General features: G+C 69.2%; 15 protein-coding genes. 9 read left to right on the forward strand and 6 right to left on the reverse strand.

Annotated features, from left to right (window positions below; translation table 11 throughout):
- Positions 1 to 147: 147 nt before the first annotated feature.
- The 3 genes from RNZ50_20155 to RNZ50_20165 are packed head-to-tail and all read right to left on the reverse strand — an operon-like array spanning position 148 to position 1,935.
- The gene (locus RNZ50_20155) at positions 148 to 936 is read right to left on the reverse strand and encodes an SDR family oxidoreductase (GenBank protein ID MDT8857306.1); all 789 of its coding nucleotides are present in this window, start codon (positions 934 to 936) and stop codon (positions 148 to 150) included.
- A gap of 5 nt (positions 937 to 941) precedes the next feature.
- The gene (locus RNZ50_20160; GenBank protein ID MDT8857307.1) at positions 942 to 1,130 is read right to left on the reverse strand and encodes a hypothetical protein; all 189 of its coding nucleotides are present in this window, start codon (positions 1,128 to 1,130) and stop codon (positions 942 to 944) included.
- A 1-nt stretch (position 1,131) separates the two neighbouring features.
- On the reverse strand, positions 1,132 to 1,935 hold the full coding sequence (locus tag RNZ50_20165; GenBank protein MDT8857308.1) for a S49 family peptidase: 804 nt from the start codon (positions 1,933 to 1,935) through the stop codon (positions 1,132 to 1,134).
- A gap of 88 nt (positions 1,936 to 2,023) precedes the next feature.
- On the opposite strand from RNZ50_20165, the gene RNZ50_20170 reads away from it, so the two are divergent.
- From RNZ50_20170 to RNZ50_20195, 6 genes are all read left to right on the forward strand, one after another.
- Positions 2,024 to 2,908, forward strand: a complete 885-nt coding sequence (locus RNZ50_20170; GenBank protein MDT8857309.1) for a LysR family transcriptional regulator — start codon at positions 2,024 to 2,026, stop codon at positions 2,906 to 2,908.
- A 92-nt stretch (positions 2,909 to 3,000) separates the two neighbouring features.
- Entirely contained in the window at positions 3,001 to 3,474 is a 474-nt protein-coding gene (locus tag RNZ50_20175; protein ID MDT8857310.1) for a formate dehydrogenase subunit gamma, read from the forward strand.
- Positions 3,471 to 5,000 (forward strand): NADH-ubiquinone oxidoreductase-F iron-sulfur binding region domain-containing protein, encoded by a 1,530-nt coding sequence (locus tag RNZ50_20180; GenBank protein ID MDT8857311.1) that lies wholly within the window; start codon positions 3,471 to 3,473, stop codon positions 4,998 to 5,000. The genes RNZ50_20175 and RNZ50_20180 overlap by 4 nt, the downstream gene beginning before the upstream one ends.
- Complete coding sequence (gene fdhF, locus RNZ50_20185) at positions 4,997 to 7,873, forward strand: formate dehydrogenase subunit alpha (protein ID MDT8857312.1); 2,877 nt, start codon at positions 4,997 to 4,999, stop codon at positions 7,871 to 7,873. Before RNZ50_20180 ends, fdhF begins: the two co-directional genes overlap by 4 nt.
- 20 nt (positions 7,874 to 7,893) lie before the next feature.
- On the forward strand, positions 7,894 to 8,694 hold the full coding sequence (gene fdhD, locus RNZ50_20190; GenBank protein ID MDT8857313.1) for a formate dehydrogenase accessory sulfurtransferase FdhD: 801 nt from the start codon (positions 7,894 to 7,896) through the stop codon (positions 8,692 to 8,694).
- Positions 8,684 to 8,905 (forward strand): formate dehydrogenase subunit delta, encoded by a 222-nt coding sequence (locus RNZ50_20195; protein MDT8857314.1) that lies wholly within the window; start codon positions 8,684 to 8,686, stop codon positions 8,903 to 8,905. The genes fdhD and RNZ50_20195 overlap by 11 nt, the downstream gene beginning before the upstream one ends.
- A 37-nt stretch (positions 8,906 to 8,942) precedes the next feature.
- Here RNZ50_20195 and RNZ50_20200 read toward each other — a convergent pair whose 3' ends face one another.
- The 3 genes from RNZ50_20200 to RNZ50_20210 are packed head-to-tail and all read right to left on the reverse strand — an operon-like array spanning position 8,943 to position 11,390.
- On the reverse strand, positions 8,943 to 10,085 hold the full coding sequence (locus RNZ50_20200; GenBank protein MDT8857315.1) for a saccharopine dehydrogenase NADP-binding domain-containing protein: 1,143 nt from the start codon (positions 10,083 to 10,085) through the stop codon (positions 8,943 to 8,945).
- Between the two features lie 11 nt (positions 10,086 to 10,096).
- A complete protein-coding gene (locus tag RNZ50_20205) occupies positions 10,097 to 11,152 on the reverse strand; it encodes a saccharopine dehydrogenase (protein ID MDT8857316.1) in 1,056 nt (351 codons plus the stop codon).
- 7 nt (positions 11,153 to 11,159) lie between these two features.
- The gene (locus tag RNZ50_20210) at positions 11,160 to 11,390 is read right to left on the reverse strand and encodes a WGR domain-containing protein (protein ID MDT8857317.1); all 231 of its coding nucleotides are present in this window, start codon (positions 11,388 to 11,390) and stop codon (positions 11,160 to 11,162) included.
- Between the two features lie 69 nt (positions 11,391 to 11,459).
- Between RNZ50_20210 and RNZ50_20215 the strand changes: the two genes are divergently transcribed.
- Genes RNZ50_20215 through RNZ50_20225 form a run of 3 tightly spaced genes read left to right on the forward strand, consistent with a single transcriptional unit; the run spans position 11,460 to position 15,730 of the window.
- The gene (locus RNZ50_20215; GenBank protein MDT8857318.1) at positions 11,460 to 12,383 is read left to right on the forward strand and encodes a hypothetical protein; all 924 of its coding nucleotides are present in this window, start codon (positions 11,460 to 11,462) and stop codon (positions 12,381 to 12,383) included.
- Positions 12,384 to 12,416: 33 nt separating this feature from the next.
- On the forward strand, positions 12,417 to 14,912 hold the full coding sequence (locus tag RNZ50_20220; GenBank protein ID MDT8857319.1) for a hypothetical protein: 2,496 nt from the start codon (positions 12,417 to 12,419) through the stop codon (positions 14,910 to 14,912).
- Complete coding sequence (locus RNZ50_20225) at positions 14,906 to 15,730, forward strand: glycosyltransferase (protein ID MDT8857320.1); 825 nt, start codon at positions 14,906 to 14,908, stop codon at positions 15,728 to 15,730. Before RNZ50_20220 ends, RNZ50_20225 begins: the two co-directional genes overlap by 7 nt.
- Positions 15,731 to 15,762: the final 32 nt, after the last annotated feature.

The following is a 15,762-nucleotide window of genomic DNA, read 5'->3' on the forward strand; positions in this document are numbered from 1 at the left end:
CGTTTTTTAGGCATTTTCACAACCGCTTGAAAAAGCGAAATACTTTTTACGTTCTCACGCAAATCCCTGATAACGCAAGGATTTCGTAACGGGTTTGTGACCCGGCGGTAAAAAGTGGACAACTCGACGCGTGGCAATTGCGCGGCGTCACTCAAGCCCCAGCACATCTGTGGTTTTCCAGGCCAGGTGCTGACCGCCATCGACACAGAGCAGCTGGCCCGTCACGGCGGGCGCATCCAGGAAATACCCAAGCGCCGCAGTCACATCAGAAGCGTTTGCGCCGCGTTCCAGCAGGCAGGCGGCGCGCTGGCGGGCGAAGTGGTCGGCACTTTGGCGCTCGCCCTGCAGGGTCGGGCCGGGGCCGATGGCGTTGACGCGAATCCGGGGGGCGAGAGCCTGGGCAGCGGTTTGGGTAAGGGCCCAGAGGCCCATCTTGGCCAGTGTGTAGGTCATGAACTCGGGGGTCAGCTTCAGCACGCGCTGGTCGATCATGTTGACCACCAGCGCCTGCGCCACGGGCTCGCCGCCCGCGTCGGGCAGCGGGTCGGGGGCCTGAGCGGCGAAGCCCTGGGTCAGCACGAAGGGCGCACGCAGGTTGGAGCCGATGTGGCGATCCCAGCTTTGGCGGGTGGCGGTGGCGATGGAGTCATATTCGAAGATGGAGGCGTTGTTGACCAGCACGGTCAGTGGCCCCCCAAGACCCTGCGCTGAGCGGGCGATCAGCCCGGCGGTATCGTCCTCGTCCAGGAGGTCGGCCTGAAGGGCGATGGCGTGGCGGCCCATTGCGTCAATCTCGGCCACCACCTCGGCGGCCCCACTTTCCGAACCGGCATAGTGGACGGCCACGTCATGCCCGCGCCCGGCGAGATAGATCGCCATCGCCCGGCCCAGCCTTCTGCCTGCGCCGGTGACCAGCGCCCTCCCCTGCACCGCCATGCCGCCTAACCCTTCTTTGTCTCGCAGGCGCAGGCGCCCTTGCCGATCTGGAAGCGGCCGCACTTCTTGCAGGTGACCGGGCGCGCGGCGCGGCCGGGAAGACGGCGCTTCAGGCTGTCGGGAAAGCGCAGGCGGCCGAACATGGCCAGCACGGCCATGCCCAGAAGAAACAGCAGGACGATCTTCGACAGCATCCTACAGCCCGTATCGCGACCAGAGCGCGCGATCCTCAACTTCGGCCAGCACCGCCCCGGTCGCCTGTGCGCCAAGGCGCTGGAAGAAAGAGCGGCGCTGGCCGTAGCGCGCAAAGCGCACCTTTTCGCCGTAAAGCGCCTGCATCTTCGGCACCAGATGGCCGATGCCATCAACCAGACCCAGATCGACCGCCTGAGTGCCGACCCAGACATCGGCGTTGAAGAGGTCTGCCCCCTCGGCCAGCCGCGCGCCGCGCCGGGCCTTGACGTGGGCGATGAAAGCCTGATGGATCGGTTCCTGCAGCGCCTTCAGGCGGGCGACATCCTCGGGCTTTTCGGGCAGGAACGGGTCGGCCAGCGACTTGGACCGGCCTGCGGTATGGACGCGGCGTTCGATGCCGTTGCGCGCCAGAAGTTCGGGGAAGCCGAAGCTGGCGAAGATCACCCCGATGGAACCGACGATGGACGATTCATCGACCCAGATCCGGTCGGCGGCGCAGGCCAGCCAGTAGCCGCCCGAGGCCGCGACATCCTCGACAAAGGCGTGCACCTCGACACCCTTTTCCACCGCCAGACGGCGGACGCGGGCCGCGATCAGGCTGGACTGCACGGCTGACCCGCCGGGCGAATTGATGATAAGCGCCACCGCCGCCGGTTTGCCGCGCGAAAAGGCGCGGTCGATCAGCGGGGCGAGGGCGGCGTCGTTCAGGCCGCTGCCGACGCGGCTGCCGCTGGCGATGGTGCCTTGCAGGCGGACCACGGCGACAAGCGGGTGTTGTTTCAGGAACGGGATATATTGTCTCATGCCACTGGATGTAGACCGCCCCCTGCCCCGGAACAAGGCGCGCGTCACGGGAATTGCCCGGCGGGCGGAATGCTGCGATGACAGGGGAATGATCGACAAGCTGGAAATGTTCATCGCGCTGGCAGGCGAGCGCCATTTCGGCCGCGCCGCCGAGGTCTGCGGCGTGACACAGCCGACGCTGTCCTCCGCGATCCGGCAGCTGGAGGATCAGCTTGGCGTGCAGCTGGTGTTTCGCGGCTCGCGCTTTCAGGGTCTGACGCCGGAAGGGTTGCGGGTGCTCGACTGGGCGCGGCGCATCGTGGGCGACACCCGCGCGATGCGCGACGAGATGCGGGCGGTGCGGTCTGGCCTGTCGGGCAACCTGCGGCTGGGGGTGATACCGACCGCGCTGCCGATGGTGGCCGACCTGACCGAGCCGTTCATCGCGCGGCATCCGAATGTGCGGGTGCGGGTGCTGTCGCGCACCTCGGCCGAGATTCTGGCCGGGATCGAAAGCCTGGAGCTGGATGCGGGGATCACCTATCTTGACAACGAACCGCTGGGCCGGGTGGCGCAGGTGCCGCTTTATGCCGAGTTCTACCGCTTCCTGTGCGCCCCCGGCACCGCGCTGGCCGAGCGCGAGCGGGTCTGCTGGGCCGATCTGGCCGGGCAGCCGCTGTGCCTCTTGACCGGCGACATGCAGAACCGGCGGATCGTCAACCAGCATCTGGCAGAGGCCGGGGTGGCGGTGGACCCGTCGGTGGAATCGAATTCCACCATCGTGCTGGTGGCGCATGTGCTGACCGGGCGCTGGGCCTCGGTGGTGCCGAAAAAGCTGGCCGACGTGTTCACCGCGCAGGGCGGGTTGCGGGCGGTGCCGATCGTGGACCCCGAGGCCGAGCATCAGGTCGGGCTGATCGCCGCCGGGCGCGACCCGGTGACGCCGCTGGTCAAGGCGCTTCTGGACGAGGCGCAGCGATTGGTCCGGGATTGATAGGTTTGGTCTATCGACTGACGGCAAGTCTATATTGATTTGCCTATCGCCCTGAGGCATAAACGCACACGCAACTCTGGGGAGGGGACGCCATGACGCAGGGGAGCGCCGACATCGGCACGCGGGTGGCCGAGATCCTGACCGCGCATCGCGGGATGGAGGGGCCGTTGCTGCCGATCCTTCATGCCGTGCAGGCCGATTTCGGCCATGTGCCGCAGGATGCCCTGCCGGTGATTGCCAAGGGGCTGAACCTGTCGCGCGCCGAAGTGCATGGGGTGATGAGCTTCTATCACGATTTCCGGGTCGAACCGGCGGGGCGGCATGTGGTCAAGCTGTGCCGCGCCGAGGCCTGTCAGGCGATGGGGTCCGATGCGGTGGCCGATCATGCAATGGCGCGGCTGGGGATCGACTGGCACGGCACCACCGCCGATGGCGCGGTGACGCTGGAGCCGGTGTATTGTCTGGGCCTGTGCGCCTGCGCGCCGGCCGCGCTGGTCGATGGCCGGGTGGTCGGGCGGGTCGATGCTGCGCGGCTGGATACGCTGCTGGCTGAGGTGGGGGCATGAAGGTCTATGTCCCCCGCGACGCCGCCGCCAGGGCGCTGGGTGCCGATGCCGTTGCCGCGGCCGTGGCGGCAGAGGCTGCCCGGCGCGGGCTGGATTTGACCATCGTGCGCAACGGGTCGCGCGGCATGGTCTGGCTGGAGCCGCTGGTCGAGGTGGCGGGGCCGGGCGGGCGGATGGCCTTCGGGCCGGTGACTGCGGGCGACGTGGCGGGGCTGTTCGATGCGGGCTGGGGCGCGCATCCGCTGGCGCTGGGGCCGACCGAAGCCCTGCCGTGGATGCAGGGCCAGACCCGGCTGACCTTCGCGCGCTGCGGCGTGATCGACCCGTTGTCGATGGCCGATTATGCGGCCAATGGCGGTCTTGCCGGATTGCGGCGGGCGCTGGCGATGGACGCGGCGGGGATTGTGGCGGAAGTCACCGAATCCGGCCTGCGCGGGCGCGGCGGGGCAGGCTTTCCGACGGGCATCAAGTGGCGGACGGTCGCGGAAGCGCCAGCAGCGCAGAAATACATCGTGTGCAATGCCGACGAGGGCGACTCGGGCACCTTCGCTGACCGGATGCTGATGGAGGGCGACCCCTTCACCCTGATCGAGGGCATGGTGATCGCCGGGATCGGCGTGGGGGCGACCAGGGGCTACGTCTACATGCGGTCGGAATATCCCGATGCCATCGAGGTGATGGAACAGGCGGTTCTGGTGGCGCGGGCCGAGGGGATGCTGGGCGTCTCGGTGCTGGGGTCCGGCCATGCCTTCGACATGGAGATCCGCACGGGTGCCGGCGCCTATGTCTGCGGCGAGGAGACCAGCCTCTTGAACAGTCTGGAAGGCAAGCGCGGCGTGGTGCGGGCCAAGCCGCCGCTGCCTGCGCTGCAGGGCTTCCTCGGGCAGCCGACGGTGGTGAACAACGTCATCAGCCTGGCGACGGTGCCGGTGATCTTCCAGCGCGGGGCGGCGTTCTTCCGCGATTTCGGACTGGGGCGGTCGCGCGGCACGGTGCCGTTGCAGATCGCGGGCAACGTGCGCTTCGGCGGGCTGTTCGAGACCGGGTTCGGCCTGACGCTTGGCCAGGTGGTCGACGACATTGCCGGTGGCACGGCGACGGGTCGGCCGGTCCGGGCGGTGCAGGTCGGCGGGCCGCTGGGGGCCTATTTCCCGCGTGCGCTGTTCGGGGTGCCGTTCTGCTACGAAGAATTCGCCGGGGCCGAGGGGCTGGTGGGCCATGCGGGGCTCGTGGTGTTCGACGACACGGTGGACATGCTGAAACAGGCGCGTTTCGCGATGGAATTCTGCGCCATCGAATCCTGCGGCAAGTGCACCCCCTGCCGGGTCGGGGCGGTGCGCGGGGTGGAAACCATCGACCGGATCGCACGGGGCGATGCGGCGGCGGTGCCGCTGCTGGCCGACCTCTGCGACACGATGAAGGCGGGGTCGCTCTGTGCGCTGGGCGGGTTCACCCCCTATCCGGTGATGTCGGCGCTGACCCATTTTCCCGATGATTTCGCGCCGCTGAGGGAGGCCGCCGAATGAAGGACTTCGTGATCCCCGACCGTGATTTCGGCACCCCTGCGGCAAGATCGAAGGTGATGGTGACGCTGACGGTCGATGGCTTCGACGTGACGGTACCCGAGGGCACCAGCATCATGCGCGCGGCGGCCGAGGCGGGCATTTCGGTGCCCAAACTCTGCGCGACCGACAGTGTCGAGGCATTCGGGTCGTGCCGCCTCTGCCTGGTCGAGATCGAGGGGCGCAAGGGCACGCCATCGTCCTGCACCACGCCGGTCGCGGCGGGGATGCAGGTGCATACCCAGACGGCGCGGCTGAAGAAACTTCGGCGCGGGGTGATGGAGCTTTACATCTCCGATCACCCGCTGGATTGCCTGACCTGTGCCGCGAACGGCGATTGTGAATTGCAGGACATGGCGGGGGCGGTGGGCCTGCGCGATGTGCGCTACGAGGCGGTGGATACCCATTTCCGACCGCGCAGCAACGGCGGGGCCAACCCGCAATGGATGCCCAAGGACGACAGCAACCCCTATTTCACCTACGACCCGGCCAAGTGCATCGTCTGTTCGCGCTGCGTGCGCGCCTGCGAGGAAGTGCAGGGCACCTTTGCGCTGACGATTCAAGGCCGCGGCTTCGACAGCCGGGTGTCGGCGGGCATGGCGGGCGACGATTTCCTGACATCGGACTGCGTGTCCTGCGGCGCCTGCGTCGCCGCCTGCCCGACCGCAACCTTGCAGGAAAAAAGCGTGATCGAGATCGGCACGCCGGAACGCAGCATCATCACCACCTGCGCCTATTGCGGCGTGGGGTGCAGCTTCAAGGCCGAAATGCGCGGCGACGAGGTGGTGCGGATGGTGCCCTGGAAGCACGGCAAGGCCAACCGCGGCCATTCCTGCGTCAAGGGGCGCTTTGCCTATGGCTATGCCAGCCACAAGGACCGCATCCTGAACCCGATGATCCGTGACGCGATCACCGACCCGTGGCGCGAGGTGACGTGGCCCGAGGCGATGGCATTCGCCGCCGCCCGGATGCGCGGCATTCAGGAAAGGCACGGGCGCCACTCGGTCGGAGTCATCACCTCCAGCCGCTGCACCAATGAGGAAACCTATCTGGTGCAGAAGCTGACCCGCGCGGTGTTCCTGAACAACAATACCGATACCTGCGCCCGGGTCTGCCATTCACCCACCGGCTATGGGCTGGGGGCGACCTTCGGCACCTCGGCCGGCACGCAGGATTTCGACTCGGTCGAGCATACCGACGTGGTGATCGTGATCGGGGCCAACCCGACCGACGGGCATCCGGTCTTTGCCAGCCGGCTGAAGAAGCGGCTGCGGCAGGGGGCAAAGCTGATCGTGATCGACCCGCGCCGGATTGATATGGTGGACGGGCCGCATGTGAAGGCGGCGCACCATCTGGCGTTGCGGCCGGGAACCAACGTCGCGGTGGTGACGGCACTGGCGCATGTGATCGTGACCGAGGGGCTGTTCGACGAAACCTTCATCCGCACCCGCTGCGACTGGGACGAGTTTGCCGACTATGCCGAATTCGTGGCCGACCCCAAGCACGCGCCCGAGGCGACCGAACTGCTGACCGGGGTTCCGGCGGCGGAGCTGCGTGCGGCGGCGCGGCTGTTCGCGCGGGGCGGCAACGGGGCGATCTATTACGGGCTGGGGGTGACGGAGCACAGCCAGGGGTCAACCACGGTGATCGGCATTGCCAATCTGGCAATGCTGACCGGCAACCTCGGGCGGCCGGGTGTGGGCGTCAACCCGCTGCGCGGCCAGAACAACGTGCAGGGCGCCTGCGACATGGGGTCTTTCCCGCACGAGCTGCCGGGCTACCGCCATGTCAAGCACGACGAGGCGCGCGCGGTGTTCGAGGCGCTTTGGGGTGTCACGATCGACAGCGAGCCGGGGCTGCGCATTCCCAACATGCTGGATGCGGCGGTGGAGGGGTCTTTCAAGGGGCTTTACTGCCAGGGCGAGGACATCCTGCAATCGGACCCCGACACCAGGCATGTCGCCGCCGGGCTGGCCGCGATGGACTGCGTGATCGTGCACGACCTGTTCCTGAACGAGACGGCGAACTACGCGCATGTCTTCCTGCCCGGCTCGACCTTTCTGGAAAAGGACGGCACCTTCACCAACGCCGAACGCCGGATCAACCGGGTGCGGCGCGTGATGGCGCCGCGCAACGGCTATGGCGACTGGGAAGTGACGCAGATGCTGGCCAATGCGCTGGGGGCGGGCTGGACCTATACGCACCCCAGCCAGATCATGGACGAGATCGCGCTGCTGACGCCATCCTTCGCCGGGGTTTCCTATGAAAAGCTGGAGGAGGCGGGGTCGGTGCAGTGGCCGTGCGATGAAGAACATCCCGACGGCACGCCGCTGATGCATGTGGATGGTTTCATGCGCGGGCGCGGCAGGTTCATCCGCACCGAATATGTCGCGACGGACGAGAAGACCGGGCCGCGCTTCCCGCTGCTGCTGACCACGGGGCGGATTCTCAGCCAATACAACGTCGGCGCGCAGACGCGGCGGACGGCGAATGTGGTCTGGCACCCCGAGGATGTGCTGGAGATTCACCCGCACGACGCTGAAGTGCGCGGCGTGAAAGAGGGCGACTGGGTGCGGCTGGCCTCGCGCGCCGGAGAGACGACGCTGCACGCCAGGATCACCGACCGGGTGTCGCCGGGGGTGGTCTATACCACCTTCCACCATCCCGATACGCAGGCCAACGTGATCACCACCGACTATTCCGACTGGGCGACCAACTGCCCGGAATACAAGGTGACGGCGGTGCAGATCAGCCCGTCGAACGGGCCGTCCGACTGGCAGGAAAGCTATGCGGCGCAGGCGGCGCAGGCGCGGCGCATCCTGCCTGCGGCGGAATGAGGGTGACCGTGCATCGCGACATGCCGCTATGGAGCCATGGCGCTGGGGACGCCCGGCCGGGCCAGCGCTGCCTGCCCGAGGAGGTGGCGGTCGCGCTGTCCTACAACGGCAGCACGCAGGCGGTGATGATGGCGACCCCCGCGGATCTGGGAGATTTCGCCTATGGCTTTTCGCTGACCGAAGGCATCGCCCGGCCGGAGGAGATCGACAGCGTCACGGTGGTGGCGGCGCCGCGCGGCATCGACGTGCAGATCTGGTTGCGGGGCGATGCGGGCGCGCGGTTGCAGGCGCGGCGGCGGACCATGGCGGGGCCGGTGGGCTGCGGGCTTTGCGGCATCGACAGTCTGGAGGAGGCGACGCGCGATGCGGTGCCGCTGGCGCCCTCGGGGTTTCGCATGACGCCCGCGCAGGTGAAGGCGGCAGTGGCGGGGCTGACCGCGCACCAGCCGCTGCACGACGCGACCCGGGCCGCCCATGCGGCGGCGTTCTGGACGCCCGAGGCCGGGTTCGTCGCGGTGCGCGAGGATGTCGGGCGGCACAATGCGCTGGACAAGCTGGCGGGCGCGCTGATCCGGGGCGGGCTTGGGCAGGATGGCGCGGTGCTGGTGACAAGCCGGGTGTCGATCGACCTGGTGCAGAAATGCGCGGCAATCGGCGCGTCGGTTCTGATCGCGGTTTCCGCGCCAACAGTGGCGGCGGTCGACATGGCCGGGGCCGCCGGGATCACCCTGATCGCCCTGGCCCGGCCGGAGCGGTTCGACGTTTTTACCCATCCCGAACGCGTGGCCGGGGCCACGATGGAGACGCGACATGTCGCCTGACAAGCTGATCTACATGGCCAACCAGATTGCAACCTTCATGATCAGCAAGCCGCATGACGAGGCGGTGGCGGGGCTGGCCTCGCATGTCAACGACTACTGGGAACCCCGGATGCGGCGGCAGCTGTTCGACATTGTCGATGCCGGGGGGGCGGGGCTGGCGCCTCTGGTGATGGAAGCAGCGGCCACGATCAGGCGGCCGCAGGAGGCGTGATGCCCTGAAACGCCGGGCGGCGCTTCAGGGCCGTTCGTCAGGCCAGGTGGTCCACCCGGGCCAGATACTGCGCCAGCGTGCCCACGTCGCCCAGCCAGCGTGCCACAAGCTTCGGGTCGTGCGGGGCGGCGTGGACCCCGGCGGGAATCTCGCGGGCCAGCACCGCCTCGACCGCCAGCGACACCGGCACCGACACGAGCCGCGCCATCGCGGTGCCGCGCGCATCGCCCCAGGCGTCCATCGCCCAGGTCTGGTGCCAGACCGGCACGCCGTCCCGCTCGGCCTTCAGCGACACGAACAGCACCACCCGGTCGGGCTCGCCCTCGGCATAGGCGTGCTCGGCCCAGAAGCCTGTCGCCATTTCGGCCAGGCGGGCATCGCCGCCCGGGCCTTCCAGCGTCTCTATTTCTTCGAATACCGGGGTCCAGGCCTCGGACCAGCCGTTCAGGCGAATGGTGCCGCGCACGAAATCGCGCACCTTCCACGCGGGATCGAAGCGGTAGTCGGCCAGAAACGGCAGGCTGTCGCGGTTCGGGTAAACCTCGAAGGTTTCGGGCAGCGGCAGGGGCGCGGTGTAGGACGTGACCGCATCCCACGGCCGGGAGACGCGCAATTCGGCGTAATTGCGCAAGCTGCGCGAGGCGGAGCGCAGCGCCTTCAGCACGCCGAGCGGCGACCAGCTGAACTTGTAGCGGAAGGCGTTCGGCTCTTTCGGCACGCCGCCGCAGTAAGAGGTGAAGGACAGCACGTTGTCGGCATGGAAGGCCGGGCTGGCGCGGTAGGCCGCCACCAGATCATGCGCCATCAGGTGGTCGATGCCGGGGTCGAGCCCGACCTCGTTGACCGAGCGCAACCCCGCCGCGCGGAACGCCCCGTCCAGCGCACGCATTTCCGGCGCGATGTAGCTGGACGACACGAAGTGCGCGCCCTTTGCAAGGCAGGCCTGCGCGATGGCCACATGCTGATCGGCGGGCAGCATCGACACCGCCACGTCGCCAGGCTGCAGCGCCGCCGTCAGCGCGTCGAGCGTGTAGGCGCGGATGTCGGGGGTCAGGTCGCCCACCGCCTCGCGGGCCTTCTCGACCGTGCGGTTCCACACCGCGACGGTGTGACCGTCGGCGATCAGCCGCCGCAGCCCGGGCACCGAGGACAGGCCGGTGCCGCACCAATGGATGGTCATTGTCGTCTCCTTCAGAGCTTTTCGATATGGCGGTGGTATTCCGCTGCGGCGCGGCCCCAGACGCCAGATTGCAGGTCGGTCAGCGTGGCGAGCGAGGGCAGCAGCTGCGCCGCGTAATCCACGCTGCTTTCGACGGGCAGCAGCGAGGGCAGGTTGTCGATCGCCGTCACATCCAGCACGGGCGCGTCGTGGACGCGCAGTGCCGGGGCCTGCCAGTCGGTCGTGCGGTCATAGACCTTGATGGGCGAGAAATCCGAGGTCGGGTCGCAGGCGATGTCACCGATCACCGACAGGGCGCGCAGGCCGGTCGCCGCACTGGCGGGCACGAAGACCGGGCAGCCGGGGCTGGCGAGGATGCAGTTCAGGAAGATCTCGTGCTGCAAGACCTCGGGGAACGGGCCGCCGCTGGCGGTTTCGGCCATGTCCCATTTCGTCACCGCCACGCCCATCGCGGCGCAGAGGTCGGACGCGCCGGTGCCGACCCGGCCCAGCGCGCCGATCACGATGGCGCGGGGGCGGGCCCCGCCGATGGCGGCCAGTTCGGCGCCGAGATCGGCCAGCAGGGCCGCCTTGCCGGGGTATTTCGCAACCGGGCCGCAGATCGCGCCGTGGCGCTGCGCTGCCCAGCATTTCAGCGCCACCGCCGCCCCGGCATAGCCCGCCCAATAGCCGAACGCGGCCACCCTGCGGCCTTGCGGCGTCACCAGATATTCCAGATCGTAGAGCGTGCCGCCCCCGGCCTTGAAACGCCCAAGAAGCACCTGCCCGGCGGGCTGGCCCTTGTAGGCATGGCCGAACATGATGTGGCGGTGCTTCAGCGGCGTGCCGTCCTCGGGCAGCTCCTTCAAGCCGAAGATGATCGCGTCTTCGGGGGCGTCGGGCCACAGGTTCTCGGCGGCAATCGCGCAGCCCGCCGCGCGGTAACCGTCGATCGGGATGGCGCGGACCGAGCTTTCCTCGACCGTGACCCTGATGCCCGCCGCGATCAGGGTCGCAGCCCCTTCGGGCGTCAGGCCCGCGCGTTCCTCGTTCGGGCGCTGTTCGGCCCTGACCCACAGATGCGTCATGTCTTTGCTACTCCGTCAAGGCGCGATAGCCGCGCCGCTGTGCCTTGCCCTGCCAGCGTTCCGCCGCAAGGCAGGCATCGCGCAGGTTGGAAAACCAGACCAGCAACTGCCGCCCGCGCCGCCCCCGCCTGCCCCATTCGCGCAGCACGGAATATTCGCCGTAAAGGTTGTAGCTGATTTCGACCCGGTAGAAACGCGGGGCGGGGCGCTGGTCGCGCAACAGCAGGAAGTCGAGCATTTGCGGGCTCCGTCTGGTCTTTCGGCTCTCCAGATACCAGATAATGCGGCAAGGGACAGGGGGCGGATGATGCTGGGGCGCAGGGGAGTGATCGGAGCCGGACTGGCGGCGGGGCTGGCGGGGGTGCTGGCGGGGCTCGTGCTGTGGCGGCGGCCGGTCGCGGTGGCCGATACGGTGCTGCCGCCGCCGGGGGGGGCGTTGCGGGTCTATCACCTGGGGCACAGTCTGGTGGGGCGCGACATGCCGGCGATGCTGGCACAACTGGCGGGGCACGGGTTTGCCAGCCAGCTTGGCTGGGGGGCGAGCCTGCGCCAGCACTGGGGGGCAGAGCCGGTGCCGGGGTTCGAGGTGGAAAATGACCATGCCGACCATCTGCCCGCGCGTCAGGCGCTGGAATCGGGGGCGTTCGACGCCGTGGTGCTGACCGAGATGGTCGAGATCCGCGACGCGATCCGCTGGCATGACAGCGCGACCTATCTGGCGCATTGGGCGCAGGCGGCGCGGGCGGGCAACCCGGCGGTGCGGGTGTATCTTTACGAGACCTGGCACCGGCTCGACGACCCCGATGGCTGGCTGGAGCGGATCGACGCCGATCTGGAGCGGCACTGGGAGGAGGCGCTGCGGCGCCCGGCACAGGCGCGGGCCGGGGCGGTGCATCTGATCCCCGCCGGGCAGGTGCTGGCTGCCGTGGTGCGCGCGGCAGAGGCGGGGCAGGTGCCCGGCCTGACCGGGCGCGCCGACCTGTTCGCGCGGGCCGAGGGGGGCGTGGACCCGATCCACCTTGGCGACCTTGGCGCCTATCTTGTGGCGCTGGCGCATTATGCGGTGCTTTATCACCGCAGCCCGCTTGGCCTGCCGCATGTGCTGCGACGGGCCGATGGCAGCCCGGCGGAGGCCCTGCCCGACGCGGCGGTGCCCGTGGTGCAGGCGCTGGTCTGGCAGGTGGTCGGCCGCCATGCCGCCACCGGCCTTGCCCCGCGCCCGGGGCTCTGACACCTTGGCCGCGGCCATCCCGGAGACCGCATCATGTCGATCCTTGCGACCCTGACCCAGATCCTGTTCGTGGGGCACAGTCTGGTCGGGCCCGACCTGCCGCCGCTGCTGGAGGCTGCGTTCGACGCAAAAGGCGCGCATGTCAGGGTGCAGGCGCAGGTGATCAACGGCGCGCCGCTGCGCTATGGCTGGGATCACTCGGACGAAGGCGAGCGGCTGGACGCGCGGGCGGAGCTGGCGCTGGGGGCGACCGACGTGCTGGTGCTGACCGAGGCCGTTCCGCTGGCCGGGCATCTGGAATGGAACGATCCGGCCGGGCAGATGGTGAAGTTCGCCACGCTGGCCCACGACTCGAAGGCCGGGGTGCAGGTGTTCCTGTATGAGACCTGGCACAGCCTCGCCTCCGGCCCAGGTGCCGCGATCCCCGATGATCCGGGCGCTGCGGTGCCGTGGCGCGACCGGGTGGAGGCCGACCGCGTGCTGTGGCAGGGCATTGCCGACGCCGCCTCGGCCCGGCTGCCAGCGCCGGTGCGGCTGGTGCCTGCCGGGCAGGCGATGGGGCTGATGGCCGACGAGATCGCGGCGGGGCGGGTGCCGGGGCTGACCTCGATCCGCGACCTGTTTGCCGACGACATCCACCCCAACGGCAAGGGGTTGTATCTGTTGGCTATGGTGCATCTGGCGGCGATTACGGGGGAAAGCCCGCAGGGCCTTCCCTCCAAGCTGACCCGGGCGTGGCCCAGCCGCGATGCGATCCTGACCGACGATCAGGCGGCGGTGATGCAGCGCGTGGCCTGGGCAGCGGCAAAGGCGCAGCGCGCGCGGGAGGCGGGGCGGAGCGTTGCACCGGCTGCCCCCGTTGCCCCTGCCGTCCCTGCCCCGGCAGCAGCCACCGCCCCGCCCGTGATGACGCCGATCACCAGCCCCCGTCTGGCCCTTGGCCTTTCGGGCGTGAACGACTGGTCGGTGCAGCAGCCGTTTCTCGACGTGATGAAGACCGCCCGGCCCTTCGTCGGCCACCTGCCCGGCCAGTGGGGCGGGATGGAGGATGCGGCGCTGCGCAATGGCGGCTGGCTGGATGCCGACGGCTGGCCGCGCGCGATGCCGCCCGGCGTCACCGGGCTTTCGACGCTGATCCTGACGGAAATGCCCGCCGCGGCCACCAGTCTTGCCGGGCGCTACCGGCTGGCCTATCGCGGGCAGGGCGAAGTGGTGCTGGGAGGGCGGGCGCAGAACCAGATGGCAGCGCCAGGCGCCATCAGCTTCGATTACACCCCCGGCGAGGGGGCGGTGATCGTGACCGTCGCCGCGACCGACCCCGCCGACCCGATCCGCGCGATTTCGGTGGTGCGCGAGGACCGGCTCGACCTCTGGGCAACGGGCGCGATCTTCAACCCCGACTGGCTGGCGCGGATTCGCGGGGCACAGGGCCTGCGCTTCATGGACTGGATGGCGACCAACGATTCCACCCTCGCCCGGCTGAAGGATCGCCCGAAACCCGGCGATGCCACCTGGGCGCGCAATGGCGTGCCGGTCGAGGTGATGGTGGCGCTGGCCAACGACCTTCACGCCGACCCGTGGTTCACCCTGCCGCATCTGGCCGGGGATGCGCTGGTGCGCGCCTATGCCGAGACGGTGCGCGACAGCCTTTCGCCCGACCTTGTGGCGCATGTCGAATATTCCAACGAGGCGTGGAACTGGCAGTTCGCACAGGCGCGGTGGATGGAGGAACAGGGCCGCGCCCGCTGGGGGCGAGACAATACCTGGGTGCAGTTCTACGCCCTGCGCGCCGCCGAGGTGGCCGGGATCTGGGCGGAGGTCTATGGCGATCAGGCAAGGGCGCGGCTGGTGCGCGTGGTGGCGGTGCAGACTGGCTGGCTGGGGCTGGAGAAGTCGATCCTGCAGGCGCCGCTGGTGATCGCCGAAGGCCGCCCGGCCCCGGCCACCGGCTTCGATGCCTATGCGGTGACCGGCTATTTCTCGGCGCTGCTCGGCAGCGATGCCAAGGCGGCGATGGTGAAGGGCTGGCTGGCCGAAAGCCAGCCGGCGGCCGAGGCCGGCGCGCAGGGCCTGACCGGGGCGGAGCGCGACGCCCATCTGACGGCGCACCGCCACGATCTGGCGGTGACGCGGGCGGCACAGGAACTGGCCGACGGGTCGCTGTCGGGCGATGCCGAGGATTCGCTGGCCCGCCTGCTGGGCACCGTGCTGCCGCATCATGCGGCGGTGGCGAAGGCCAACGGCCTGCAACTGGTGATGTACGAGGGCGGCACGCATGTCGTGGGCTATGGCAGTCAGGTCGATGATGCCGAGTTGACCGCGTTCTTCCTGCACCTGAACTATGCGCCCGAAATGGCCGACCTTTACCGCAGGCTGATGCAGGGCTGGCGCGGCCTGACCGATGCGCCGTTCAATGCCTTTGTCGATGTCTATGCGCCGAACAAATGGGGCAGCTGGGGCGCGCTGCGCCATCTGGACGACGACAACCCGCGCTGGCAGGCACTGGCGCAAGGGTGCGAGCGATGCTGAGCGTGATCATCCCCGCCTCGAACGAGGAAGCCTGGATCGGGCGGTGCCTTGCCGCGCTGCTGGCGTCTGACCCGGTGCCGGGCGGGGCAGAGGCGGTGGTGGTCGCCAATGGCTGCCAGGATGCGACGGTGGAAGTGGCCCGGGGTTTTGCCGCGCAGGCGGCGGCGGCGGGCTGGGGCTTCGCGGTGCTCGACCGGGCACAGGGCGGCAAGCCCGCGGCGCTGAACGCGGGCGACCGGGCGGCGCAGGGCGACGCGCGCGCCTACCTCGATGCCGATGTGGTGGTCGGCCCCGGCCTTGCGGCACAACTCGCGCTGGCGCTGGCCCGGCCGGAGGCGGCCTATGCCACCGGCCGGGCGGTGATCCCGCGCCCGGCAAGCCGGGTCAGCCGCGCCTATGCCCGTTTCTGGCAGCGCCTGCCCTTCGCGCAGGGCGCGGCCCCGGGCCATGGCCTCTACGCGGTCAATGCGGCGGGGCGGGCGCGCTGGGGCGCCTTTCCGCCGGTGATCTCGGATGACACCTTCGTGCGGCTGCACTTCCGGCCAATGGAACGGCACCACTGCGCCGCCCCCTACGACTGGCCGATGATCGAGGGCTTCGGCCCGCTGGTCCGGGTGCGCCGCCGTCAGGATGCGGGCGTGGCCGAACTGGCGCGGCTTTACCCCGCGCTTGCCAGTCGCGCCGAGCGCACCCGCCCCACTCTGCCGCACCTTGCCCGCCTTGCCCTGCAAGACCCCGCGGGCTTTGCGACCTACGCCGCCGTGTCGCTGGCCGTGCGCCTGCCCGCAGCCAAGACCGGCTGGACCCGCGGGCGCTGACCTGCCCTTTCTTCTGTTCTCAAATATCCCCG

It is taken from the genome of Paracoccaceae bacterium Fryx2 (assembly GCA_032334235.1).
GTDB lineage: Bacteria > Pseudomonadota > Alphaproteobacteria > Rhodobacterales > Rhodobacteraceae > JAVSGI01.

Coding starts and splice junctions, on each gene's coding strand:
- RNZ50_20155 (MDT8857306.1), bottom strand. CDS start 936: ATGGCGGTGCAGGGGAGGGCGCTGGTCACCGGCGCAGGCAGAAGGCTG.
- RNZ50_20160 (MDT8857307.1), bottom strand. CDS start 1,130: ATGCTGTCGAAGATCGTCCTGCTGTTTCTTCTGGGCATGGCCGTGCTG.
- RNZ50_20165 (MDT8857308.1), bottom strand. CDS start 1,935: ATGAGACAATATATCCCGTTCCTGAAACAACACCCGCTTGTCGCCGTG.
- RNZ50_20170 (MDT8857309.1), top strand. CDS start 2,024: ATGATCGACAAGCTGGAAATGTTCATCGCGCTGGCAGGCGAGCGCCAT.
- RNZ50_20175 (MDT8857310.1), top strand. CDS start 3,001: ATGACGCAGGGGAGCGCCGACATCGGCACGCGGGTGGCCGAGATCCTG.
- RNZ50_20180 (MDT8857311.1), top strand. CDS start 3,471: ATGAAGGTCTATGTCCCCCGCGACGCCGCCGCCAGGGCGCTGGGTGCC.
- fdhF (MDT8857312.1), top strand. CDS start 4,997: ATGAAGGACTTCGTGATCCCCGACCGTGATTTCGGCACCCCTGCGGCA.
- fdhD (MDT8857313.1), top strand. CDS start 7,894: ATGCCGCTATGGAGCCATGGCGCTGGGGACGCCCGGCCGGGCCAGCGC.
- RNZ50_20195 (MDT8857314.1), top strand. CDS start 8,684: ATGTCGCCTGACAAGCTGATCTACATGGCCAACCAGATTGCAACCTTC.
- RNZ50_20200 (MDT8857315.1), bottom strand. CDS start 10,085: ATGACCATCCATTGGTGCGGCACCGGCCTGTCCTCGGTGCCCGGGCTG.
- RNZ50_20205 (MDT8857316.1), bottom strand. CDS start 11,152: ATGACGCATCTGTGGGTCAGGGCCGAACAGCGCCCGAACGAGGAACGC.
- RNZ50_20210 (MDT8857317.1), bottom strand. CDS start 11,390: ATGCTCGACTTCCTGCTGTTGCGCGACCAGCGCCCCGCCCCGCGTTTC.
- RNZ50_20215 (MDT8857318.1), top strand. CDS start 11,460: ATGCTGGGGCGCAGGGGAGTGATCGGAGCCGGACTGGCGGCGGGGCTG.
- RNZ50_20220 (MDT8857319.1), top strand. CDS start 12,417: ATGTCGATCCTTGCGACCCTGACCCAGATCCTGTTCGTGGGGCACAGT.
- RNZ50_20225 (MDT8857320.1), top strand. CDS start 14,906: ATGCTGAGCGTGATCATCCCCGCCTCGAACGAGGAAGCCTGGATCGGG.